The organism is Azospirillum sp. A26 (assembly GCF_042604635.1).
Lineage (GTDB): Bacteria > Pseudomonadota > Alphaproteobacteria > Azospirillales > Azospirillaceae > Azospirillum > Azospirillum palustre.
Genome location: NZ_CP170472.1, coordinates 1934017 through 1957684, shown reverse-complemented (window position 1 = coordinate 1957684; position 23668 = coordinate 1934017). Strand labels below are relative to the sequence as shown.

Annotated in this window: 23 protein-coding genes; 14 read left to right on the top strand and 9 right to left on the bottom strand. The window is 69.1% G+C overall.

Features of this window, described 5'->3' with window-relative positions; all coding sequences use genetic code 11:
- Positions 1-169: 169 nt before the first annotated feature.
- A complete protein-coding gene (locus tag ABNQ39_RS09860) occupies positions 170-2254 on the top strand; it encodes a methyl-accepting chemotaxis protein (protein ID WP_376957316.1) in 2085 nt (694 codons plus the stop codon).
- Positions 2255-2269: 15 nt separating this feature from the next.
- On the opposite strand, the gene ABNQ39_RS09855 is transcribed toward ABNQ39_RS09860, so the two are convergent.
- The 4 genes from ABNQ39_RS09855 to paaX form a co-directional block, all read right to left on the bottom strand.
- A complete protein-coding gene (locus ABNQ39_RS09855; RefSeq protein ID WP_376957314.1) occupies positions 2270-3322 on the bottom strand; it encodes a 2Fe-2S iron-sulfur cluster-binding protein in 1053 nt (350 codons plus the stop codon).
- Between the two features lie 97 nt (positions 3323-3419).
- A complete protein-coding gene (locus tag ABNQ39_RS09850) occupies positions 3420-4448 on the bottom strand; it encodes a hypothetical protein (RefSeq protein WP_376957312.1) in 1029 nt (342 codons plus the stop codon).
- Positions 4449-4699: 251 nt separating this feature from the next.
- A complete protein-coding gene (locus ABNQ39_RS09845; RefSeq protein WP_376957310.1) occupies positions 4700-5185 on the bottom strand; it encodes a BLUF domain-containing protein in 486 nt (161 codons plus the stop codon).
- Between the two features lie 131 nt (positions 5186-5316).
- Positions 5317-6261: a phenylacetic acid degradation operon negative regulatory protein PaaX gene (gene paaX, locus ABNQ39_RS09840; RefSeq protein ID WP_376957308.1), complete on the bottom strand. Its 945-nt coding sequence runs from the start codon at positions 6259-6261 to the stop codon at positions 5317-5319.
- 442 nt (positions 6262-6703) lie between these two features.
- Here paaX and ABNQ39_RS09835 point away from each other — a divergent pair, with 442 nt between their 5' ends.
- The 7 genes from ABNQ39_RS09835 to ABNQ39_RS09805 all read left to right on the top strand — a co-directional run bounded on the left by ABNQ39_RS09835 (position 6704) and on the right by ABNQ39_RS09805 (position 14865).
- Positions 6704-7870 (top strand): ABC transporter substrate-binding protein, encoded by a 1167-nt coding sequence (locus ABNQ39_RS09835; RefSeq protein WP_376957306.1) that lies wholly within the window; start codon positions 6704-6706, stop codon positions 7868-7870.
- Between the two features lie 194 nt (positions 7871-8064).
- Positions 8065-8940 carry a branched-chain amino acid ABC transporter permease gene (locus ABNQ39_RS09830; RefSeq protein WP_376957304.1) on the top strand — a complete coding sequence of 292 codons (876 nt, stop codon included), beginning with the start codon at positions 8065-8067 and terminating at the stop codon, positions 8938-8940.
- Positions 8941-8953: 13 nt separating this feature from the next.
- On the top strand, positions 8954-9901 hold the full coding sequence (locus tag ABNQ39_RS09825; protein ID WP_376957302.1) for a branched-chain amino acid ABC transporter permease: 948 nt from the start codon (positions 8954-8956) through the stop codon (positions 9899-9901).
- Positions 9898-10722: an ABC transporter ATP-binding protein gene (locus ABNQ39_RS09820; protein ID WP_376957300.1), complete on the top strand. Its 825-nt coding sequence runs from the start codon at positions 9898-9900 to the stop codon at positions 10720-10722. Before ABNQ39_RS09825 ends, ABNQ39_RS09820 begins: the two co-directional genes overlap by 4 nt.
- 12 nt (positions 10723-10734) lie before the next feature.
- Positions 10735-11439 carry an ABC transporter ATP-binding protein gene (locus ABNQ39_RS09815; RefSeq protein ID WP_098739096.1) on the top strand — a complete coding sequence of 235 codons (705 nt, stop codon included), beginning with the start codon at positions 10735-10737 and terminating at the stop codon, positions 11437-11439.
- A 50-nt stretch (positions 11440-11489) separates the two neighbouring features.
- Positions 11490-12140 (top strand): maleylacetoacetate isomerase, encoded by a 651-nt coding sequence (gene maiA / locus ABNQ39_RS09810; RefSeq protein WP_376957297.1) that lies wholly within the window; start codon positions 11490-11492, stop codon positions 12138-12140.
- Positions 12141-12300: 160 nt separating this feature from the next.
- Positions 12301-14865 carry a hybrid sensor histidine kinase/response regulator gene (locus tag ABNQ39_RS09805; protein ID WP_376957295.1) on the top strand — a complete coding sequence of 855 codons (2565 nt, stop codon included), beginning with the start codon at positions 12301-12303 and terminating at the stop codon, positions 14863-14865.
- Positions 14866-14874: 9 nt separating this feature from the next.
- On the opposite strand, the gene ABNQ39_RS09800 is transcribed toward ABNQ39_RS09805, so the two are convergent.
- Positions 14875-15810, bottom strand: a complete 936-nt coding sequence (locus ABNQ39_RS09800; protein ID WP_376957293.1) for a solute carrier family 35 transporter — start codon at positions 15808-15810, stop codon at positions 14875-14877.
- A 249-nt stretch (positions 15811-16059) separates the two neighbouring features.
- Between ABNQ39_RS09800 and ABNQ39_RS09795 the strand changes: the two genes are divergently transcribed.
- The 3 genes from ABNQ39_RS09795 (at position 16060) to ABNQ39_RS09785 (ending at position 17811) form a co-directional block, all read left to right on the top strand.
- Positions 16060-16644 (top strand): hypothetical protein, encoded by a 585-nt coding sequence (locus ABNQ39_RS09795; protein ID WP_376957291.1) that lies wholly within the window; start codon positions 16060-16062, stop codon positions 16642-16644.
- Between the two features lie 40 nt (positions 16645-16684).
- Complete coding sequence (locus ABNQ39_RS09790) at positions 16685-16870, top strand: hypothetical protein (protein ID WP_376957289.1); 186 nt, start codon at positions 16685-16687, stop codon at positions 16868-16870.
- A gap of 173 nt (positions 16871-17043) precedes the next feature.
- Complete coding sequence (locus ABNQ39_RS09785; RefSeq protein WP_376957287.1) at positions 17044-17811, top strand: cold-shock protein; 768 nt, start codon at positions 17044-17046, stop codon at positions 17809-17811.
- Between the two features lie 17 nt (positions 17812-17828).
- Here ABNQ39_RS09785 and ABNQ39_RS09780 read toward each other — a convergent pair whose 3' ends face one another.
- The 3 genes from ABNQ39_RS09780 to ABNQ39_RS09770 all read right to left on the bottom strand — a co-directional run bounded on the left by ABNQ39_RS09780 (position 17829) and on the right by ABNQ39_RS09770 (position 19375).
- On the bottom strand, positions 17829-18095 hold the full coding sequence (locus ABNQ39_RS09780) for a DUF2934 domain-containing protein (protein ID WP_376957285.1): 267 nt from the start codon (positions 18093-18095) through the stop codon (positions 17829-17831).
- A 32-nt stretch (positions 18096-18127) separates the two neighbouring features.
- The gene (locus ABNQ39_RS09775; protein WP_376957283.1) at positions 18128-18562 is read right to left on the bottom strand and encodes a CBS domain-containing protein; all 435 of its coding nucleotides are present in this window, start codon (positions 18560-18562) and stop codon (positions 18128-18130) included.
- Positions 18563-18703: 141 nt separating this feature from the next.
- The gene (locus ABNQ39_RS09770) at positions 18704-19375 is read right to left on the bottom strand and encodes an NnrU family protein (protein WP_376957281.1); all 672 of its coding nucleotides are present in this window, start codon (positions 19373-19375) and stop codon (positions 18704-18706) included.
- Between the two features lie 148 nt (positions 19376-19523).
- On the opposite strand from ABNQ39_RS09770, the gene ABNQ39_RS09765 reads away from it, so the two are divergent.
- The 3 genes from ABNQ39_RS09765 to ABNQ39_RS09755 all read left to right on the top strand — a co-directional run bounded on the left by ABNQ39_RS09765 (position 19524) and on the right by ABNQ39_RS09755 (position 21687).
- Positions 19524-20162: a DedA family protein gene (locus tag ABNQ39_RS09765; RefSeq protein WP_376957279.1), complete on the top strand. Its 639-nt coding sequence runs from the start codon at positions 19524-19526 to the stop codon at positions 20160-20162.
- A gap of 149 nt (positions 20163-20311) precedes the next feature.
- Positions 20312-20905 (top strand): DUF4398 domain-containing protein, encoded by a 594-nt coding sequence (locus ABNQ39_RS09760; RefSeq protein WP_376957277.1) that lies wholly within the window; start codon positions 20312-20314, stop codon positions 20903-20905.
- A complete protein-coding gene (locus tag ABNQ39_RS09755) occupies positions 20902-21687 on the top strand; it encodes an OmpA family protein (protein ID WP_376957275.1) in 786 nt (261 codons plus the stop codon). The genes ABNQ39_RS09760 and ABNQ39_RS09755 overlap by 4 nt, the downstream gene beginning before the upstream one ends.
- A gap of 75 nt (positions 21688-21762) precedes the next feature.
- On the opposite strand, the gene ABNQ39_RS09750 is transcribed toward ABNQ39_RS09755, so the two are convergent.
- Positions 21763-23364: a phospholipase D-like domain-containing protein gene (locus ABNQ39_RS09750; RefSeq protein ID WP_376957273.1), complete on the bottom strand. Its 1602-nt coding sequence runs from the start codon at positions 23362-23364 to the stop codon at positions 21763-21765.
- Positions 23365-23668 lie beyond the last annotated feature (304 nt).

Genomic DNA, 23668 nt, shown 5'->3' with positions numbered 1-23668 from the left:
GAAGCGATCCAAAGGTTGCGCCGGCAATCGGCAAATCATGAGAATTGACGTGCCTTCCAACCGTTATCGATTATAAGGTGCCGCCCCTTACCCCTATTTGGCACCGCCTTGGCGCTATTCCGGAACATTTGGCCCGGAGCGCTTGGCGGACCGGAAAAAGGCGTGCGGCATGAAGGCTCGGTTCAGGACGAAGATCATCATCGGCGTGGCGGCGGTTCTGGCGGCGGGCGCCGCCGCGGTGACGGCGGTGTCGCTCACCCTGTCGCGCGACGCCGGGCACAAGGCCGCCCAGACCCTGGCGGCCGAGATGGCGGACCGCCATGGGGCGCGGGTCGCCGCCGACCTGGCCGCAGCACTCGACGCCGCCCGTGCCGCCGCGGCCCTCGTGGAGGTCGAACGGTCCACCGGAACCCCGCGGCGCGAAACGGTGAACCGCTACCTGGCCCGTGTGGCGGAGGCCAACCCGCTCTATGCCGGGGTGTGGGTGGACATGGCCGACGACGGGTTCGACAGCCGGGATGCGGCGTTCGCCGACCATGACCGCTCCACCGAGATTCTCGGCCTGCCCAAGACCGGCCGGATGAGCCTGCTCTGGCTGCCGGGGGACAAGGGGGTCCATGCCGACGACAGCGAGGGCTATCCCTTCGCGGATGTGCAGGAGAAGGAATATTACAAGTCGGCCGCCGCCGCCCGAAAGCCGGTCCTGACCGAGCCCTATCTCGACGATTTCACCAAGCGGCTGATGACCAGCGCCGCGGCCCCGGTGATCGACGGGACGGCAGGCGGGGGGCGGGTGATCGGCGTCACCGGGGTCGATATGGCGCTGAGCGGCCTGACCGATCTTGTCCGCTCGGTGAAGCCCTATGGCGACGGTTTCGCCGCGGTGCTGACCGGCTCCGGCCTCTATGTCGCCCATCCCGACGACGGCAGGCTGTCGAAGACTGCCGATGACCTGCCGGAGGCCGCCCGCCGCGCCGTCGCCGAGGGCCGCGCCTTCGACGGCCTCGTCATGCTTGCCGGGGCGCCGCATTATCTGCGGCTGGCGCCGGTGCGCTTCTCCGGCGCGGAGGGGGCCTGGTCCTTCATGGTGGCGGCGCCGCAATCCAGCGTGATGGCCGATGCGAACCGGCTCGCCGTCCTGATCGTGCTGGTCAGCCTCGGCTGCGTCGCGCTGGGATGCGTGGTGGCCTGGAAGGTTGGCGACGGCATCGCCCGGCCGGTCAGCGCCGTCACCGTCGCCATGGACCGGCTGGCGGCCGGCGATCTGGCGGTGACGGTGCCGGGTGCCGACCGCGACGACGAGGCCGGCGGCATGGCCCGCGCCGTCGAGGTGTTCAAGGAGGGGCTGGTCCGGGCGAAGGAACTCGACCGCCAGCAGCAGGCTGACTGGCATGCCAAGGAGGCCCGCGTCGCGGCCCTGGCCGACTTGCAGAAGGGCTTCGAGGTCCGCGTCGGCGGTCTGACCGGGGCGCTGGCCTCGTCCGCCCAGCAGCTCGAATCGACCGCCCGCGCCCTGACCGGCATCGCCGACCAGAGCCTCGGCCGGTCGGAGCAGGTGGCCGCCTCCGCCAGCGCCTCCGCCGACAGCGTGCAGACCGCCGCCGCGGCGACGGAGGAACTCTCCGCCTCGGTCCAGGACATCGGCCGGCAGGTGGCGGAGTCCGCCCGCATCGCCGATGCCGCGGTGTCCGACGTGAAGCGGGCCGACGAGGCGGTCACCGTTCTGGCGGAGAGCGCCGAACGGATCGGCGCCGTGGTGGAACTGATCAACTCCATCGCCGGCCAGACCAACCTGCTGGCGCTGAACGCGACCATCGAGGCGGCGCGCGCCGGTGAGGCGGGCAAGGGCTTCGCCGTCGTGGCGTCGGAGGTCAAGGGCCTCGCCAACCAGACCGCGCAGGCGACCGAGGACATCGTCGGCCAGATCAAGGGCATCCGCGATGCGACGCAGGAGGCGGTGACCGCCGTCCATGGCATCAACGAAACCATCGCCCAGGTCAGCCGCATCGCGTCAGGGATCGCCGCGGCGGTGGATCAGCAGGCGGCGGCGACCCAGGAGATCGCCCGCAGCGTGATCCGGGCGGCCGACGGGGCGCAGGAGGTCAGCGGCGGCATGGGCAACATCCGGGCGGGTGCCGGCGAAACCGGTGCGGCCGCCGACCAGCTGCTCGCCGCCGCAGCATCACTCGCCGGCCAGTCGAAGGACCTGACCCGCGAGATCGACGGCTTCATCGCCGGTGTCCGCAAGGCCTGAGGTGCCTGTTTCCCGTTATCCAACCGCCATCAGCCGGTCGGCCGGCAGCGTTTCCGGGATGTGCTGCGAGACATAGCCTTCGCTGTGGAGCTGGTCGTCCCTGGCGCCCAGCGCGCGGGCGGCGGCGACGCAGGAGTCGACGAAGGCGGGGCTGCCGGCGGTGAAGATGGCGTGGCCGGACAGGTCGGGGAACAGGCCGGGCAGGATCGCCGGGATGCGGCCCGTCAGATGGCCGGCGGCCTCTTCGCGCGTCAGGGTCACCTTGACCTTGAAGTTGCGGTATTTGGCCTGCCAGTAGCTCAGCAGACCCAGCTCATACACGTCGGCTCTGGTGCAGGCGGAGAACAGCAGCGTCACCGGCGGGCGATAGCCGCGGCGCAGCGCCGCGTCGGTCAGCGCCAGGATGGGAGCGAGGCCGGAGCCGGCGGCCATGCACAGCACCGGGCTGTCCACCGACGGGTCGCCGATGAAGGTGCCGTAGGGGCCGGACAGCTTGACCATGCTGCCGACCGTCAGCGTGTCGTGGATCCAGCCACTGGTCGGGCCGCCGTCGACGCGGGTCACCTGCAGCACGATCTCGCCGTCCGGACGGGGCGCGTTGGCGATGGAATAGCAGCGCGGCGGCGCGCCGGCGGCGGCATCGCCCAGCATCACATACTGGCCCGGCCAGTAGCGCAGCGGCTGGCCCAGCGGGCGCAGGCGCAGTTCCACGATGCGGGGCGTGCGTGGGATGCGGTCGGTGACGACGAACAGCACGTTCTCGCGCGGCGGGAACAGCTTGGGCTGGGCGTCGGCGGTGCCGTATTCGATCACCAGCTCGTCGGAGATCGGCTTGGCCATGCACATCAGGCCATAGCCGTCCTTCCGCTCGGGTTGGGACAGCGCCATGTCCAGAACCATGCCCTGGTCGAACTGGCCGCTGAGGACCTTGACCTTGCATTCGCCGCAGGCGCCGGCGCGGCAGTTGTTGGGCAGGGCATAGCCGGCCTGTTCCAGCGCCGACAGGACGGTCTCGCCGTCACGGCACTCGACCGTGCGGCCCGAGGGGTGGAGGCGGATGCGGCTCACCGGCGGGATCCTTGGACGGGATTGGAGACGTGATACCCCCTTCCCTGACCCTCGAAGAAGGGCAGGGAAGGGGGTGGGAGCGTTCAGACAGGCCTGCTCAGAACACCGGGATGATCTCGTCCATGTCGACGTCCCGCACTTCCTCGCCGGTGATGCCGACCTCGGGGATGGCCGGGAACGGGATGTCGTAGCGGTCCAGCACGCCCTTCAAGTTCAGCATGGCGTTGCGCCAGTTCTCCTTCTTCGCCTCGTAATCCGGGATGTGGAAGCCGGCGTTGCGGGCGATGGCCTCGGCCTCGCGCTGGGTGGCGATGAAGTCGTCGGGCAGGTCCCAGAACTGGGGCGGCGGTTCGAACAGGACGGCAGACAGGAACAGGTAGCCGGCGCGGATCTGCTTGGTGATGATCGAGCGGTCCTCCACCGCCAGATGGGGATAGTCGCGCTCCATCACCGACATGCAGATCGCCATGTGGCGGCCCTCGTCGCGGCCGATGTTGCGGAAGGCCTCCTTGAACACCGGCTCGCTGCAACCGGCCGCCATCTGGTGGAAGATGGTCGCCGCCGCGATCTCGCCCATCAGGAAGGAGCTGAACAGCACGGCCAGCGAGTATTTCGGAACCGCCTTCTTGTAGCCGTCCCAATAGCGCCCGCCATTGTAGTAGAGCCAGTGGGCGTTCTTCTGCAACCGGCGGCCGAGATCCGTCTTCGGCTCGTAGGTCAGCGGGCTGGTGGCTTCCAGCAGCCTGGTGATGGCGAGGCCGCACATCTGCTCGTGGTTCTGCTCGTCGCGGGTGACCGAGAAGAAGCAGCGGCGGACGGGGTCCTCCTCATGCACCTCGTAGGTCTTGATCAGGGCGTGGGCGAAGACCGGCGGGGCGGAGGCGTCGAACACCGACAGGATGGTCCACCAGTAGGCGATGGCCTCCCGCTCCTCCCACGAATAGCGCGACACGTCGAAGCTGTCCCAGGGCAGCTTGGCCGGGTCCCAGTTCTCGCGCTGGGCAGCGGCATAGACCTCTTCCAGCTTCTTGGTCTGCGACACCCAGGACAGCGGGTAGACGTTCGGCTGCGGCGTGGCGGGGGGCAGCTCCATCGTGTTGGCGATGGGGGTGTAGTCCTTGGACATGGGGGCGTCTCCTCCGGGGCTTTTCGGCGGGCGCTCACATTTCCATCGGCGCCCTGTGGTCTTTATATGACACAGAAAATTCTCGCTATCAATGATATCTGTATCGCTTCAATTCAGGGAATTACCTAGGTAATCCATTGATTTGAAAAGATAATCGTGGGGAGGCTGCGAATTGATCCAGATCAATTCGTTCGCTCAAGCAACGAAAATCGCGGGATAGGTATCGGGATGCCCGGCGGGCAGGGCCGCGTTCAGGACCGAACGAGGACGGGAATGTTGCCGCGCACCATGTCGCGGGCGGCGGGGTCGACATCGGCGATGATGCAGGCGTGCATGTAGGCGCGGCTCAGCACATCGCGCGCGAAGCCGGCCCCGTGCGACCGTTGCCGGAATTCCTCGCTGCGCATCGGAGTGCCGAAGATCGCCTGCCAGAAGGTCGGCGTGTCGAGCGGGCCGAAATTCATCGCCCAGAAACCGAATTCGGGCGGCCCACCCGAAGTCTCCCGCAGCAGCGGCGTCACGTCGCGATGGCGCGGGTCGTCGACGATGCGGGCGAACAACCGGTCCACCGCCTCCGCTTCGCCTTCCAGAACCTGGAGGAAGATGCCCCCGAACTCGACCAGGAAGCCGGTGATGCCCTGTTCAGAGTTCTTGCGGGCGCTGAACAGACAGATGTCGGCAAGCGCACTGTAGGGAAGCCGGTCGATGGCCTCGCTGCGGTAGACGATGGTCAGCATCGACAGCTTTCCAGCCTTCGGTCGATTGGGGACGATCGTCGACTGTATCGTCTTTTTCTGGGCCGGACCTGTGGTGTTTTGGTGTGGCTGCTCTCAGGACGCCGGAACCGCTCGATCCGGGAATGCTTATATTAGCTGGCGACAATGGTCTCCAGCCCGCCGAACCGGCCCTGGAAGGCGGGCTGGGCTTCCGGCAAGGGGCCGTTGGCGGTGGTCGCCGCCTGCATCAGGAAGGCTTCCGACGGGCCGGCGAGGCGGCGGTAGAGGTTGCGGGTCAGCATGCGCGATTCCTGTCCCGGCCAGTCCGCCGGCAACAGGTCGGGCGGCAGCATCGGGTCGCGCAGCAGGATGCGGCGGAAATCGTGGATCATCAGCGTGCGCAGGACGAAACAGGCGGCCGGGTCGGGCGCCTCCGCGGCATCGGCCGCCGCCCAGACCGGACGGAAGTGATCCAGAAACGCGGCATAGTCGTGTTCGAGCTGATCGATGTCCCAGCAGCCGCGCACCAGATCGCGCAGCGCCCCGAACCCCTCCGCCCGGTCCAGGCTGGCCTTCATGTGGACGATCCTGTCGGCCACGCCCAACTCCGCCAGCGAGCGGTGCATCGCCGCCTCGTCGCAGTTGGGGTGGGCGTAGACGGTGGCCGACGCGGCGCCGAAGCCCTGCCAGGTCAGCTCCCGCCGCAGGGCATCCCGCGTCTCGGCATCCAGCGCGTTGGGCGGCACCATCAGCAGGTCCCAGCCGCGGTCCCATTCCCGGGCCAGCGGAGCGTAGATCCGCCGTTCGGCCGCCGCGAAGCGTTCCTTCCCGCTCTCGGTGACGCGGTAGAAGCTGCGCCGGCCGATCTGGGTGTTGGTCAGCCAGTCGTCCTTGCACAGCCGGAAGACCGAAGTTCGGATGATCCGCTCGCTCATGCCGAACCGGTCCATCAGCTCGATCAGGCTGCCCAGCCACAGCGATCCGCCATGCGGCAGCACCGCGTCGCCATAGACGGTGATGATCAGCGACTTCGCCCGCGGCGCGATGGTCTCGGTCAGCTGGGCGGCAAGGTCTTCGGGGCGGCGCGGGCGGGCCATGCGGAGGGGGCGTCCTTATCGATGCGGCTGGCGTCGTGTGTTGAAGCGGGGGTGCGCGACGGAGTTGTATACGAAACCCGGGGCCGGTTGGGCCAGTGCCACGACAGCGCGGGCCGGGAGGCGGAAAGCAGGTCCGCCGCCGATAGGAGGCAACCCGGACTTTCCGTTTGACAATCATTAATGTGATACACTAGGTTGGCATCTCAAAGTAAATTTGTGTCATAAAACGAAATGACGATTTCCCGGTGCCAAGCTGGAGGGATCGCAAAGGAAAGGGGAAGCAGGTGGCAACATCCGCAATTCGATTGTGGTTGCGCTCGCTGAAATTTTTCTTCCGAAACCATTTCGTTTGAAACATTATGTGCGGCAAATCGTTCCGCAGCGCCTGGATCGGGCCGCCGCCCGGTCCGGCGACAAGCGGGACAGCATCAGGGAGGACATCATGCGCAATCGCCTGCTTGCCACCATCGCCTTCACCGCCATGGCCGCCATGACGGCGGTGTCCGGTCTGATGCCGGGGGTCGCCCAGGCCGCGGACCCGATCAAGATCGGTGCCATCGTCTCTGCCACCGGCCCGGCCTCCTTCCTCGGCGACCCGGAGAAGAAGGTGCTGGAGCTGTATGCCGACCGCATCAACAAGGCGGGTGGCGTCGGCGGACGGCCGGTGCAACTGACCGTCTATGACGATGGCGGTGCGGCGGACAAGGCGGCCTCCTTCACCAAGCGCCTGATCGAGAGCGACGGCGTCGACGTGATCGTCGGCGGCACCACGACTGCGGCGACCATGGCGGCTGTGCCGCTGGTGGAGCGCGCCGGCGTGCCCTTCATCTCGCTGGCCGGCGCCGTGGTGATCGTCGAGCCGGTGAAGAAGTGGGTGTTCAAGACCCCCCACACCGACCGCATGGCGGCGGAAAAGGTGATGGAGGACATGAAGAAGCGCGGGCTGACCAAGCTGGCGCTGCTGTCGGAGGACAGCGGCTTCGGCAAGTCTGGCCGCGAGCAGACCGTCGCCGTCGCCAAGGAGCGCGGGATCGAGCTGGTCGCCGACGAGACCTACGGCGCCAAGGACACCGACGTCACCGCCCAGCTGACCAAGGTCAAGAACAACGCCGCAGCGCAGGCGGTGCTGGTGTTCGGCCTGGGCCAGGGGCCGGCGGTGGTGACCAAGAACTACCGCCAGCTCGGCATCTCGCTGCCGCTCTACCAGTCGCATGGCGTGGCATCGAAGGAATATATCCGGCTGGCCGGTGGTGCCGCCGAGGGTGTGCGCCTGCCGGCCGCCGGTCTGGTCGTCGCGGCACAGCTTGCCGACAGCGACCCGCAGAAGAAGGTCGTGACCGAGTTCACCAAGGTCTACGAGGACAGCTTCAACACCGAGGTGTCGACCTTCGCCGGCCATGCCTATGACGGGCTGATGATCGCGCTGGACGCGGTGAAGCGTGCCGGCGGCACCGACAAGGCCAAGCTGCGCGACGCCATCGAGCAGACCAAGGGCTATGTCGGCACCGGCGGCACCGTGACCATGAGCGCCAAGGACCACATGGGCCTGACGCTGGACGCCTTCCACATGGTGGAGGTCCGCCAAGGCGATTGGGCGCTGGTGAAGTAAACCGGCGGTCCGCTGTTATTCCCTCTCCCCCCTGGGGAGAGGGTTAGGGTGAGGGGGATGCACAGCGTGGCTTTTTTCGACAAGCGACGCCGTAGCCCCCCGTTCAATCCACCCCACGCATCCCCCTCACCCCGACCCTCTCCCCAGGGGGGAGAGGGGGAATTGTGCGCGGGGAGAACATCAGGAACCCAACGATGTTCGCGGAACTGCTGCAATATCTGCTGTCGGGGTTGACCATCGGCGCGATCTATGCGCTGGCGGGGCTCGGCTTCTCGATCATCTACAACGCCAGCCACGTCATCAATTTCGCCCAGGGCGAGTTCATCATGATCGGCGGCATGGCGTCGGCCACCCTGACGGCGTCGGGCGTGCCGCTGCCGCTGGCGATCATGATCGGCTGCGGCGGCGCCATGCTGGTCGGCGTCCTGGTGGCGAAATTCGCGGTCGAACGCGCCCGCAACGCCTCCACCGTCACGCTCATCATCATCACCATCGGCGCCTCGATCTTCCTGCGCGGCGTCGCCGAGCTGGTCTGGGGTAAGGATTTCAAGCGGCTGGACGCCTTCTCGGGCGAGACGCCGATCCAGATCCTGGGCGCCTCGATGCAGCCGCAGTCGCTGTGGGTGGTGGGCACGGCCGGCGTGCTGATCGTCGCCATCGGCCTGTTCTTCGCCAGGACGCTGACCGGCAAGGCGATGCTCGCCACCTCGCACAACCGGCTGGCCGCACAGCTGGTCGGCATCGACGTGAAGCGGGTGGTGCTGGCCTCCTTCGCGCTGTCGGCGGCGCTGGGCGCGGTCGGCGGGGCGGTGGTCGCCCCCATCACCTTCTCCTACACCGAGATGGGCATCATGCTGGGGCTGAAGGGATTCACCGCCGCGGTTCTGGGCGGGCTCGGCCATGGGCCGGGCGCGGTGGCCGGCGGGCTGATCGTCGGCATCGCCGAGGCGCTGGGCGCCGGCTACATCTCGTCGGCTTACAAGGATGCGGTGGCCTTCGTCATCATCCTGGCCGTCCTTCTCTTCATGCCGAACGGGCTGTTCGGCAAGCGCGGCACCGAACGGGTGTAAGGATTTATCCCCGATGAACGCACTCCTTCACGGGCGGCTGACCGGGCTTCTGGCGCTGGGCGCGGTGATCGCGGTCCTGCCGGCCTTCCTGCCCAACAACTTCTATCTCGACATCGCCATCCTGGCCGGCTTCAACGCCGTGGTCTGCGTCGGGCTGAACCTGCTGATCGGCTATGCCGGGCAGATCAGTTTGGGCCATGCCGGCTTCTTCGGCATCGGCGCCTACGCGTCCGGCGTGCTGGTCGGCACCTACGGCTGGCCGCCGATTGTGGCGCTGCTGGCCGGCGCCGTCTTCGTCGGGCTGCTGGCCTTTCTGGTCGCCAAGCCGATCCTGCGGCTGAAGGGCCATTACCTCGCGATGGCGACGCTCGGCATCGGCATCATCGTGTCCATCGTGCTGCGCACCGAAAGCGGCCTGACCGGCGGCCCCGACGGCATGATGGTGGAGCCGTTCAGGATCTTCGGCGTCGAGCTGTATGGCGAGAAGGTCTGGTACTGGGTGGTCGGCGTGCTGCTGGTCGGCGTGGTCTGGCTGTCGCTGAACCTGATCGACAGCCCGATGGGCCGGGCCTTGCGCGCCGTCCACGGGTCGGAGGTGGCGGCCGAGGTGGTCGGCGTCGACACCGCGCGCTTCAAGGTGATGGTCTTCGTGCTGTCGGCGGTGTTCGCCAGCGTGGCCGGCAGCCTGTTCGCCCATTACGCCGGCCTGATCACCCCAGCCAAGGCCGACTTCTTCAAGTCGATCGAGCTGGTCACCATGGTGGTGTTCGGCGGCATGGCCTCGACCTTCGGCGCCGTCGTCGGTGCGGTGGTGCTGACGCTGCTGCCTCAGGCGCTGACGGTCTTCCAGGACTACCAGCAGATCGTGCTGGGCGGCATCCTGATGGCGACGATGGTGTTCATGCCCAAGGGGCTGCTTCCCACCCTGGCGGCGCTGCTTCCGGCGCGGAGGCGGGCATGAAGATGCTGGCGACCACAGACCTCTCCCCGGACATGACCGCACAGGCCCGCCGCGTCGGCCCGCCGATCCTGAAGGTGGAGCATCTCAGCCGCGAGTTCGGCGGCGTGCTCGCCATCGGCGACCTCAGCTTCTCCATCGCCGCCGGCGACATCCATTCGATCATCGGGCCGAACGGCGCGGGCAAGACCACCCTGTTCAACCTTGTGACCGGCGTTTACAAGCCGTCGGGTGGCCGGGTGCTGTTCGACGGGGCCGACGTGTCGGGCATGGCGCCCTACAGGCTGGCCGCCCGCGGCATGTCGCGCACCTTCCAGAACCTGCAGATCTTCTTCAACATGACGGCGCTGGAGAACGTCATGGTCGGGCGGCACCTGCACCTGAACACCCGGCTGCTGCCGGCGCTGTTCCGCGTGCCCTCGCTGGTGCGCAAGGACCGCGAGGCGAAGGACCGGGCGGCGCAGCTGATGGCCGATGTCGGGCTGGAGAAGTACGTCGATGCCGACGCCGCCTCCATGCCCTACGGCGCGTTGAAGCGTCTGGAGATCGCCCGCGCGTTGGCGTCGGAGCCGAAGCTGCTTCTGTTGGACGAGCCGGCGGCCGGTTTGAACGCCACCGAAAGCCGCGAGATCGACGAGGTGATCAAGACGGTGGCGGCCGGCGGCGTGACCATCGTCCTGGTGGAGCATGACATGAAGATGGTGATGGGCATCTCGCACCGGATCACCGCGCTGAACCAGGGCCGCATGCTGGCCGAGGGCACGCCGCAGGAGGTGGGGGCCAACCCGGACGTCATCGCCGCCTATCTCGGCGCCGCACCGTAAGGAGGGCCACCCATGCTTCTGGAGATCGAGGGACTCAACAGCCATTACGGCCGCATCCACGCGCTGAAATCGGCCAGCCTGACCGTGCGGGAGGGCGAGCTGGTGGCGCTGGTCGGCGCCAACGGGGCCGGCAAGACGACGCTGCTGCGCACCCTGTCCGGCGTCCATCCCGCCAGCAGCGGGCGCATCACCTTCGACGGCTGCGACATCACGGGCATGAAGGCGTCGCGCCGCGTCGCCGAAGGGGTGGTGCAGGTGCCGGAGGGGCGGCAGCTGTTCGGACCGCAGAGTGTGGAGGACAATCTCCGCCTCGGTGCCTACCGCCGGGGCAGCGGCAAGCCGGACGACGACATCGACCGGCTCTACGAGATGTTCCCGGTGCTGAAGGTCAAGCGCGACCAGCCCGCCGGCACCCTGTCGGGCGGCCAGCAGCAGATCGTCGCCCTTGGCCGCGCGCTGATGGCGAAGCCGCGCCTGCTGCTGCTCGACGAACCCAGCATGGGGCTGGCGCCGCTGCTGGTCGCGGAGATCTTCGACGCCGTCCAGCGGCTGAAGCGCGAGGGCACGACCATCCTGCTGGTCGAGCAGAACGCCCATGCGGCACTCGCCATCGCCGACCGCGGCTATGTGATCGAGACCGGCGAGATCGTGCTGAGCGACAGCGGTGCGGCCCTTCTCAGCAACGAGCGGGTGCGGCAGGCTTATCTGGGGCTTTGATAGGCTCCGATACAGGATCGCCGCCGCAAAACCAAAACGGACCCAATCCCGTGAAACTCCACACCTACTTCCGCTCCTCCGCCGCCTACCGCGTGCGCATCGCCCTGAATCTGAAGGGCCTGACCCCGGACCAGGCCTTCGTCCATCTGCGCCGGGGCGAGCAGGCCAAGCCGCCCTATGCCGACCTCAACCCGGAACATCTGGTGCCGGCGCTGGAAGTCGACGGGCCGGACGGTCATCATGTGCTGACCCAGTCGCTCGCCATCATCGAGTATCTGGACGAGACGCATCCCACCCCGGCGCTGCTGCCGGCCGATCCGCTGGGCCGGGCGCGGGTGCGGGCGCTGGCGCTGGCGGTGGCCTGCGACCTTCACCCGCTGAACAATCTGCGGGTGCTGAACCACCTGAAGACCATGGGCCACAGCCAGGAGGAGGTCGATGGCTGGTACCGGCACTGGATCGCCGTCGGCCTGACCGCGCTGGAGGCGCAGCTGGCCGGCGATCCGCGCACCGGCCGCTTCTGCCATGGCGACGAGCCCGGTCTGGCCGACATCCTGCTGGTGCCGCAAATGGCGAACGCCCGCCGCCTGGACTGCCCGCTGGACGGTTATCCCACGCTGCTGCGCATCGACGCGGCCTGCCGTGCCCTGCCGGCCTTCGCCGCCGCCCTTCCGGACCGCCAGCCCGACGCCGAGGCCTGAAACGCCGCCATCTGCCGGCATCGCAAGCCCGACCTTTGTCCCCGCCAGATCACACTTTTTCCGTTGGTGTTAGCGGTTTCGCGACATCCTTCCGTGGTATAGAGGTAACGGGAAATCGGGTGGGGACGGCGGCCGGGCGATGTTGGGCAACTTCTCTTCGATGGCGTACGATCTTGCCGAGAACATCGCGGCGAGCGCCTTCGTCGTTCTTGCCTACACGTTTCTGATCCGCCGCTCCGGCGGCTGGAGCCTGTACACCCGCCAGATCGTCTTCGGCGCGGTGATGGCGCTGACCGCCATCTTCTCGATGGTCCACCCCATCCACATCGGGCCGGGCATCTTCATCGACGCGCGGGCCCCGCTGGTCGGGCTGAGCGCGCTGTTCGGCGGTCCGCTCTCCTCCGCCATCACCGCGGTGACGGTCGCGGGATACCGCATCGTCCTGGGCGGGGTGGGGATGGAGGCCGGCGTCGCCAATGCGCTGCTCTCCTTCCTGACCGGCGTCGGCTTCGCGATGTGGTCGAAGCGGCGCGGGATGGCGATGGGCGTCGGTTCGCTGCTGGGCTTCGGGCTTCTGCTGACGCTGGTGTCGACGTCGACCCTGCTGCTGCTGCCCAGCTGGGAGCTTGCCCTGCAGGTGGGGCAGCGCACGGCGCCGGCGCTGCTGGCCATCATCCCGCTCGGCACCCTGTTCCTGGGCGGCCTGCTGCTGCGCGAGCAGCGCCACCACGACGCCGAACGGCGGCTGGGCGAGAGCGAGGCGCGGTACCGCCTGCTGGCCGACAACGCCACCGACATGATCCTGGAGATGAAGGCCGACGGGGCGGTGCGCTACCTGTCGCCGTCGGTGCGCGACATTCTGGGCCACGACCCGGCGGAGATCGTCGGTTCCGCCCCGGCCAACCTGCTGCATCCGGACGATCTCGATAGTGCGGCGATGGCCTTCGCCGGGTTGCAGCCGGGGTCGCCCCCCGTCACCTTCACCCACCGGCTTCGCCACCGCGACGGCCATTACCTGTGGGTCGAATCCAGCATGCGGCCGACGGTGGGGTCCGACGGCGGCTTCGTGGTGGTCGGCGTGGTCCGCGACGTGACCGAGCGCAAGCGCTACGAGGAGGAGCTGTCCGCCGCCCGCGCCGAGGCCGAAGCGGCCAACCGCGTGAAGTCGGAATTCCTGGCGTCGATGAGCCATGAGATCCGCACGCCGCTGAACGGCGTCATCGGCTTCGCCGATCTGCTGCTCGGCACCGAGCTGACGGCGGAACAGCGCCAGTATGTGTCGCTCCAGCGCGAGGCCGGGCGCGGGCTGCTGGCGATCATCGGCGACATCCTGGATTATTCGAAGATCGAGGCCGGCAAGCTGGAGTTGGAGGAGCGCGCCTTCGACCTGCATCGGCTGCTGCGCGACTGCCGCGACCTGATGAGCAATGCCGCCTCGCAGAAGGGGCTGTTGCTGCAACTGTCGCTGGGCGGCACCGTTCCGCGCTATGTCCGCGGCGACGAGGCGCGCATCCGCCAGATCCTGCTGAACCTCGTCGGCAATGCGGTGAAGTTTACCGAACGCGGCTCGGTGCTGCTGTCGGCCGGGCTGCTGTCGGGGCAGGAAGCCGGCGAGGGGGAGGCCGTTCCGGTGGCGCATGTGCGGCTTTCGGTCAGCGACACCGGCCCCGGCATTCCGGCGGCCGATCAGGCCAACCTGTTCCAGCGTTTCAGCCAGGGCGACCGCTCCACCACCCGGCGCTATGGCGGCACCGGGCTCGGCCTCATCATCTCCAAGCAGCTGTCGGAATTGATGGGCGGTCATATCGGCGTGCAGAGCAGTCCGGGGGTGGGCAGCACCTTCTGGTTCGAGCTGCCGCTGCCGGTCGCCACCGCGCCGGGGTTGTCCGCCGTCGAGCGGAAAAATGCGGCACCGACCCGCAGCGCCCGCATCCTGCTGGCCGAAGACGTGCCGATGAACCAGATCGTCACCTCCTCCATCCTCTGCAAGGCCGGTCATACGGTCGAGGTTGCGGAGGACGGCATCCTGGCGGTGGAGGCGATGCGCCGGGGCGAGTTCGACCTCGTCCTGATGGACATGCAGATGCCGCGGATGGACGGTTTGCAGGCAACCGCGGCGATCCGTCAGCTTGGCGGGCGGCGCGGCGCCGTGCCCATCATCGCGCTGACCGCCAACGCGCTGACCGATCAGCTCCAGCTTTGCCTGGATGTCGGCATGAACGACCATGTGACCAAGCCGATCGAGCGCGACACGCTGCTGTCCGCGGTCGACCGCTGGCTCGACGTCGGGACGGATGGGACTCTGCCGGAGGGGGATGCCGTGGAAGAGGCGACGGTGCTGGCCGGGGTGGCGCCGGTGTCGGACAGCGCGCCGGTGCTGAACCGCGCCACGCTGGACACGCTGGCCGAAACGCTGGGCGCGGACGTGCTGCCCCGCTTCATCGCCGGCACCCTGGCCGAGCTGGCCCTGCGCACCGACCGCATCGGCGAGGCGGACTCGTCGAAGGCCGCCGCGGCCGACGCCCATGCCATGGTGTCGCTGGCCGGCAATGTCGGCCTCCTGGAATTGTCGCGGACCGCCCGCAAGCTTCAGCATGCCTGCGAGCAGCAATGGCCGGATGAGCCGGTGCTGAAGATCGAATTGCGCGATGCCGTCAACCGCGCCTCCTCGGCGCTTCAGGCGGCGCTGCCCACCCTGGGCGTGGCGGTTGAGACGGCCCGCTGAGCCGTCCCCCTACCTGTTGACGATCAGGGCGACGCCGGCCACCGCGACCGCGGCGCCGGCCCAGGCGCCCAGCGACGGGCGCTGGCCGGTCAGCAGCCACATCATCGGCAGGATCAGGACCGGGCTGAGCGCCGACAGGGTGGCGACCACGCCGGCATTGCCGTGGGCGAGCCCGACCAGCAGCAGCGTCATCCCCAGCCCGACGCCGAGCAGCCCGTTGCCGGCGATCTGCAGCATCAGCTTCGGCGTCAGCCCGCGGGGGACCAGCAGCCCGCCGAGCCCACCGGCGCCTGCCACCGCCGCGCCGCCGTTAACCCCGGCGCGAACAGCCGACAGCACGCCGATGGCCGTGAACATCAGAGCCGCCGTGGTGACCCGCACCGCGGCCGACGCGATCGGATCGGCGCCCGCCGTCATCACCGGCTTGGCGATGATCGAGCCGGCGGCCTGACCGACCGCCGCCAGCAGGCAGACCGACACGCCGGCCAGCAAATTGCCCTGGATCGCCTCCCAGCTGTGGGTGGAGCCGGAGCGCAGGGCCACCGCCAGCATCACCCCCAGCGTGACCAGCGCAACGCCCAGAACGGTCCACGGCCCCAGCGCCTCCCCCAGCAGGGCATAGGCCAGCAGGGCGGTCAGCGGCGCGTTGGCGGCATAGATCACCACGTTGCGGCGCGGCCCCAGCCGGCTGAGCGACCAGAACAGCGCCATATCCCCCACCACGATCCCCAGCAACCCCGACAGTGCCAGCGTCAGCGCGGCCCCGGTGTCCAGCGTCTGCCAGCCGCCCAGCAGGGTGGTGGCGACCAGCAGGGCCGCGGCGACGATGGTCAGGCGCACGCGGTTGAAGGCGATGGAGCCGAGCACCCGCACCGGTCCGATGGCGATCAGGCCGCCCGCGGCCCAGCACAGCGCCGCGCCCAGCGCGGCCATGTTGGCGATCATGATGGAACTGCGGACCGTTGGTTGAGGAGGGGGACAGGCACTCTACAGCCGACGCCCTCTGCCTGCGAAATGAGCAAGATGCATGGCCGGGCAGATCTTCGACCGGTCTGCCGGAACCGTGCCCTGCCCACGACCGTTGATTCCATCGGAACATGCCCCCCGAGCGGGATCGCCATGGGCCTGACCGGATGGACATGCTCAACCCGAGGGGCCAACCCCCGAGGAGCCAACCCGAGGAGCACGCGACCGATGCGGACAAATTTCACAAGGTTCGGCCCCGTCGCCCTCGTCATGGCGACCGGGCTCCTCGCCGCCCAGGGGGCGGCGGCCCAGATGGGTGCCGCGGCCCAGGCGAGTTGCGGCGCGATGGTGGATCAGTTCGCCGCCGATCTCGGCCTGTCGACCGAACCGCCGCCGGTCGCCGTCCCCGGTCCTGGTGGCGGTACCGGCACGCCTGGGCTGTCGGGCTCCACCCCGCGCGACGAACCGGGGTCCGGCAGCGGCAGCGACCGGCTCGCCCAGTCCGGCGGCATGGTGGCGCCGCCCGCCGTCGGCGACCGGTCGGTGGTCGAGCCGCCGGCCATCGGCAGCAACATGCCGACCGCTCCCTCCATCAGCCCCCAGGCCAACTCGCGGACGCCGCCGGACAGCGGTCCGGGCGGTTCCGGCGGCGGCGACGGGCTGATGGGGCAAGCGGCGCGGAACGCCCAGGTGGAATCGCTGGTCACCGCCGCCCGCAGCGCCGCCCGCGACGGCGACGAGACCCGCTGCATGACCAGCCTGAACGATGCCCGGCGCCTGTCGCGGACCGCCCCCGGCGGTCATGGCGGCTGATGACGTCACTTGCCTTATCAATGATTTTGAGGAACCGCGCATGATCTTCGAACTTGGACCCTATCCGCCAGCGCCGTCGCGCGAACCGTCGGTGCCGGATGACTCGATGCCGGTGCCGGGCGATCCGGCGCGTCCGCCGCTGGGAGAGCCGCCGGGCCCGATCCCGGTTCCGCCGCGTGAACCGCCGCCGGCGCCGGACCGTCTGATGGACCGCCTGATGGGCTGAGGACGGTCCATCGGGCCTCACGGGTGTGATTTAACGGCCTGTCCGGCTTATTCGGAGCGGTCCCGACTTGCCAAGAGCGCGCGGACGGGCGATGTGTCAGGGGTTGGCGTCCACCGGTCCATGAGATGGACCGGCAAGGGCGCCGCTTCTGTTTGCCGGAGTTCGGGTTTCCCATGCACAATCAGCCGCCCCGCAGCCACGTCTATCGCCAGCCCAACGTCGTCGCCACCCAGGTGACGGCCACCGTGAAATGGTTCAACCCCGAACGTGGCTACGGCTTCGTCAAGGTCGGCGACAGCGGCAAGGACGCCCTGCTGCCGGCCTCGCTCGTCGTTCCCGCCGGCCACACCACGCTGCCGGACGGCGCCACCGTCGTCGTCGACCTTGTCGAGGATCGCAAGGGCCAGCAGGTCAGCGTCCTGCACTCCGTCGATCTCTCCACCGCCGCCGCCCCGGCCCGTCCGCAGGGGCGCGAGCGCAGCTTCGGGGACCGCGGTGATCGGGGCTTCGGTGACCGGGGTGGGGATCGGGGCGGTGACCGCGGTTTCGGTGCGCGCCGCGATGCCGGCGGTCCGCGTGACCGCGGCTTTGGCGACCGTGGTGGTGATCGCGGCGGCGACCGGGGCGGCTTCCAGAGCCGCAACCAGGATCGCGGTTTCCAGGACCGGGGCCAGGACCGTGGTTTCCAGGACCGGGGCGGTCCCCGCCGTCCGCAGCAGGCCAGCGGTCCGACCAGCGAGATGGGCGCCACGGTGAAGTGGTTCAACGGCGGTAAGGGCTATGGCTTCGCGCAGCCCGACGACGGCGGGCGCGACGTCTTCATTCCGGCCCGTGCGCTGGAGAGCGCCGGCCTGCGCGGTCTGGATGACGGGCAGCGCGTGCGCATGACCGTCCGCCAGGGCGAAAAGGGCATGGAAGCGGTCAGCCTCAAGATCGAGTGACCGCTTCCATCCAGTGATCAGCTGTCCGACGGCACCGAGGACTGGCCCAGATGCGCCGCCGCTTCCCGCTGGTTGCGGGCGGCGGCGTCATCGGGAACGGCCAGCCCGGCGTCCGGACTGTTGACGCGGGGACCGCCGGAGTTGCGGCGGTCCTCCTCCTCGATCTCGCGGGCGGCCTGCGCCCAATGGTCGAGATGGCGGTCATCGGGCCGCCCTTCCTCTTCCCAAAGCCGATAGGCCCGGTCACGGACCCGTGGGTCGTCGGGACCCAATGTCTGTTCCATGATGGTTGGTTCCTGTTGTCGAGGGAGGTCGCTCAGGCCCGGTCCGGCTCGGAGGGGGAGGAAATCCGTTCCAGCGTGTCCTGGACCGCGCGGTCGTTCTTGGCGTCGGTGGCAAGGTCGCCCAGCGAGACGATGCCGGTCAGCCGGTCGTTGCGGTCCACCACCGGCACACGCCGGATCTGCTGGCCGGCCATCAACTGGGTCACGCTTCCGACCGGGTCGTCCTCGTAGCAATAGCGCGGATTGGCGGTCATCACCTCCGACACCTTGCAGCGGTCGGGCTGCTTTCCGGCGGAGATCGCCCGGATGGTGATGTCGCGGTCGGTCACCACACCGATCAGATCCCGTCCGTCGCAGACGGGCAGGATGCCGACGTTCAACTGGTCCATCAATTGCGCGGCCCGGCGGATGCTGTCGTCGGGCCGGACCGTCTGCACGTCGCGGGTCATGATCTCGCGGATTTTCATGCGGGGGCTTCCTGAAGCAATGGCGGGGGGAGCAATGACAAGAGGCACAGGGGCAAGAGGCACAGGGGTGGAGGTCAGGCTGGGCGGGGGACGCGGTACTCCTGTCCCGTCCTCAACAGATGCACCGGTCCGCCGTCCCGCTCAACCTACCCAGTAGAGTGGATCCACCCCGAAGAGCAGGGGGTGAAGCATCAGCATCCCACCATAAGCGGCAAGCCCGCCGATCAGTCTTGCCGGCCCCATCTCCGCCAGTCCGCGCAGCGCTCCGCGCCAGCCCTGCGGCCCGGCCAGTGGCAGCAGCGAGGTCTCGTCCCGGTAGGCACGACCGGCGGCGCTGCGGCGCAGCACGATTTCGTTCTTCACCAGCGCGAACAGGGCAATGGCCGCCATGGTGCCGAACAGCAGCACCCGGCGCCCGTCGCCGGTGGCGTTCAGGTGCGCGCATGCCCATAGCAGCAGCGCCAGGCTACCCGGCGCACGGGTCAGGCGGTAAACGCCGCGGGGCGGGTTCGGCGCGCCCTGGCTGCCGAAGCGGGTGGTGACGCGGGCGACCAGCAGCAGGAAGACGACGGGCATCGCCACCGCCACCAGCGGGGCGGCCCAGTCGAAGGGCGTGAACAGCACCTCCCCGCCGTCGGCAGCGCGGTAGGCCAGCACGAACAGGGTCAGCGTCAGCAGCGAGCCGACGGAATGGATCGTCACGAAGCCGCCGCGGCCGAGCCGGGCGATCAGGGCGGGCCGCACCCCCGGCCAGGACGGCAGGGCATGGCTGAGGAACAGCAGGGCGGCGGCGAGGGCGAGGGATGCGGTCATGATGGAGACACTGAACCGTGTACGAACGGCCTCTGCCTTGATTGGGGTCAAGATTGGGGTCAGGGGGGATGGAAAAACGGGGAACGCCGGCAAGGCCAGCACGGTTCACTGGAGACGGCTTTCTCCTCACCGACTCTTTGTGGACCCAATGACCGAGTGGATCATCCAGATCGTGCAGCAGTTCGGCTATCTCGGCATCTTCCTGATGCTGATCCTGGCCCGCGTGCTGCCGCCGGTGCCGGCGGAAACGGTGATTCCGCTGGCCGGCATGGGGGCCGCGACGGGGGAGTTCAACCTGCTGCTGGTGGCGCTGGCCGCCGGGGCTGGGTCGGCGGTGGGGGAACTGGTGTGGTACCTGCCGGCCCATTGGATGGGGCGCGAGCGGTTCGAAGCCTTCCTCCGCCGCCACGGCCATTGGCTGACGGTGAAGCCCGAGCAGGTTCACCGCGCCACCGAGTGGTTCGCCCGGCGCGGCGGCGTCGCCGTTCTGCTGTGCCAGCCGCTGCCGGGGTTGCGTACGCTGATCTCGGTTCCTGCCGGGGCCTGCGGGCTGCCGATGGCGGTGTTCCTGCTCTATGCCGCCGCCGGGGCGACGCTGTGGTCGCTGGTGCTGGCCGGCACCGGCTATCTGGTGCGGGTCGGTTTTCCCTGGATCGCCGACTGGATGGTGCCGGGGGCGCTGGTGCTGTTCATCGTCCTGCTGGCCACCTATGTGCTGCGGCTGGTCCGGCACCGGCGCGACAACCGCCGGGCGGAGCGTGAAGGAATTTCGCGCAGCGGCGGCTGAACCGGCGCGGAACCTTCGCCCGTGCTGGCGCGTTTGAGGCGCAAGACATCCCGAAAGGACGTGGCCGAAAGGACATGACTTGAGGGGGACACGACCTTGGCCCGCCCCCGGTTTCCGGCGTGAAGCCCGATCCGAAAGGAACCGACCAGATGACCCGCAAATCCGCAATGACGAACCGGTGGCGAGCCGCCGCCGTTTTGTCGGCGGCGCTCGGCATGGCCGCCTGCGCCTCCGACGTGCCGCCGCCCACCGCCCAGCTCGGCGCCGCGTCCCAGGCGGTGCAGGAGGCCGAGCGCGCCAACGCCCTGCAATACGCCCCGGTGGCGTTGCAGAGCGCCCGCGACAAGCTGGCCTCCGCCGACAAGGCCATGCGCGCCGACGAGCGCACCCGCGCCCGCCGCCTCGCCGAGGAGGCCCGCGTCGATGCCGAACTGGCGACGGTGACCTCGCAGCGCGCGGTGACCCAGCAGGCCGCCACCGCGGTGGCCAAGTCCGCGATCCCCAACAATCCGCGGTCGGCCGCCGCGCCGGACGTGGCGCCGGTCTATAGCGGCTCGACGCTGGGCGGCACGCCGTCCGGCGGGGCCGGCTATGGCGGTTCCGGGATGAGCGGCTCCAGCTATCCGGCTCCGTCCGCGGTTCCGCCGGCACCGGCCGGTTCGCTCGGCACGGTGAGCGGCTCTGGGGTTGGGACCAGCGGCGGCAACAGCTGGGGCTACAGCTATCCGGAGGTGCGTCAATGACCGCGTTCGCTTCCCGCCGCATCCCCGTTCTCTCGGGCCTCATCCTCGCGGGTCTCGGCCTCGGGCTGGCCGGCTGCGCCACCCAGCCCACCGACAGCGCCGCCCTGACCCAGGCGCGGCAGGATTACAGCCTCGCCGCCGCCAACCCGCAGGTCGCCGGCAACGCCCCGCTTCAGCTGCGCGACGCCGAGACGGCCTTGCGCCGAGCCGAGGCGATGCGCGACCAGGGCGCCGATGCCGCCGAGGTCGATCACCAGGCCTACATCGTCAGCCGCCGGGTGCAGATCGCCCAGGAGACGGCCGGGGTGAAGGGCGCCCAGACCGTGGTCGCCAACGCCGACACCTACCGCCTCCAGGCCCGCAACACCGAGCTGGAGCAGCAGCTGCGCGACCTCCAGGCGCAGCGGACCGAGCGCGGTCTGGTCATGACGCTGGGCGACATCCTGTTCGCCACCGGCCGGGCGGAACTGACCCCCGGCGCCTATGAGCGCATCGACCGGCTCGCCCAGTTCCTGCAATCCCAGCCCGGCCGCACCATCCGGATCGAGGGCCACACCGACAGCACCGGCAGCGACACCACCAACCTGCGCCTGTCGGAGGCCCGCGCCAACTCCGTCCGCGATGCCCTGACCATGCGCGGCGTTTCGCCGGCGCGCATCGTCACCCAGGGCATGGGCGAGGCGCAGCCCGTGGCCGCCAACAACACCGACGCCGGCCGCCAGCAGAACCGCCGCGTCGAGATCGTCATCTCCGACGACGGCCGCGTCGCGGAAACGCGATAAGTCCAGACATGGAAATCCCCTCTCCCACGGTGGGAGAGGGGATTTCGGAAAGCGGGCCCGCCTCTTGCGTGACGGTCAGTCGCGCGCGGGGCGGGCTTTTTCGCGTCCGCTCCGGATCACGCTCCAAACCCCGGCGGCCAGCCCGACCGTCAGCAGAGCGGCAGCGGCGGCGCGCAGGGCGGAGCGCGGCGGCGGCGGCAGACGCTTCCACGGCGCCCAGGCCTCGTTCGGGTCGTCGGGATCGGCGATGCGCAGGGCGGCGAAGGCCTGTTCGGTCAGGCTGGGATCGCTGGCGGGCAGTTCGGCCAGCCGGCGGCCGGACTGCGGGCAGAGCCGGTCGATGGCGGCGACGACGCTGCCGGCCGCTTGGATTTCCGCCTCCAGCCGGGGCTGGTCGATGCCCATATGCTCGGCCAGCAGGCGGTTGCGCACGCCCATGATCGCGGCCTCCGCGCTGGTCCGCTCCGGCCCGTCCTCCCGCGGCGCCTCGATGGTCAGGTCGCATTCGCTGTCGTAGCCCATCGAACGGTTGTTCAGGTTGGACGAGCCGATGCGCAGCAGCCGGCCGTCCACCGCCACCACCTTGGAATGGACGATCACCGGCCCGCCGCCCTCCGTCACCGGAGTCAGGGCGCGCAGCCGGCCGAAGCGGTCGGCTGCGCGCAGGCAGCGCAAGGCCACCGAGCGCGGCGTGTCCATCGCCATGCGGTCGAACCAGCTCGGGCTTTCCATCGACACCACCAGCACCACTTCCGGCCCGTCGGGCTCGGCCAGCCGGCGGGCCAGCGCCTCGGCGACGCGGGCGGAGGCGAAATACTGGTTTTCCAGATAGATGGTGCGCTCGGCCGCGGCGATGGCGGCGAAGGTCAGCGCCTCGCTCTCGCGGATCGCCCGACGATCTTCGGTCTCCGGCACGGTGCGGGAAATGCCGATCCGCGCGTTGGTCAGGATCGGGCTGGCGCAGTCGGGCAGGGAACAGTCCGGCCAGGGATCCTGATCGGCCCGGTCGGTGTCGGGCGGCGGGCAGGGCTCCAGCACCTCGCCGGTGGCGCAGCGCCAGCGCTCCCTCGCCAGTTCGGACAGGGCACGGGCGGCATCGCCGTCGACCATCATCATCACGTCGTGGCGGGGACCATAGGGTTCGCCGTTCGGGCAGCGGCGGCGCGGGTCGTCATCAAGATGCTCCGACGTGTCCCAGCGGTCGAAGGAGAAGTCCATCCCGCCGCAGAAGGCCAGGGCATCGTCGATCACCAGCAGTTTCTGGTGCTGGGCGGCGCCGACCGGCAGTTCCCCGTCGAGCCGGGCGTTCAGCCGGTGGCCGGTGCTGCGGTCCAGCCGCTCCAGTGGCTCATGCGGATGGTCGAGCGCGATGGGAAAGGGCATGTCCCATTTCAGCGCCCGGACATGCAGCCCGGGCCGCGACCGCATCAGCCGGGCGAGGAAGCGGCCCAGCGTCTCGGAGCTTTCGGGATCCAGGCGCATGCGCGGGTCGATGTCCCAGCCGACCAGCAGGATCGACCGCTTCGCCTGTTCCATGGCGGCGCGGGCGGCAAGGAAATAATCGGCGCCGTCGACCAGCACCGCCACCCGCCCGGCACGTTCGGTCCGCCAGCAGGTCTGGCCGGGACGGAGCACCGGGTCGGAGGTTCCGATGGCACTGGAAGGATCGGGGGGCATCGGGGGTGTTGCGGAATGATGGGGGGCGGAATGTCGGGTGGCATCCTGGGAGGCGTCGGGCAAGGCTGGAACCCTCATTGAAAACGCGTCGGGAGGCTTTGCGCGGACCATCCGCCTCGCGGCTTGAACCCTATGGCGCACCTGTTGTTCCCGCTTCGCCGGCTGTGCGTCGGTGGCTCGCCGAAGGAACCCGACGGGCGCGTCCTTGCCCCTCTTTTGCCGGCGTTTTTCCAAAAAAAGCGCATGGACCGACCGAGATCATGCCCCGATTGCCCTGTTCTAAACCCATGAAAGACAACGACGC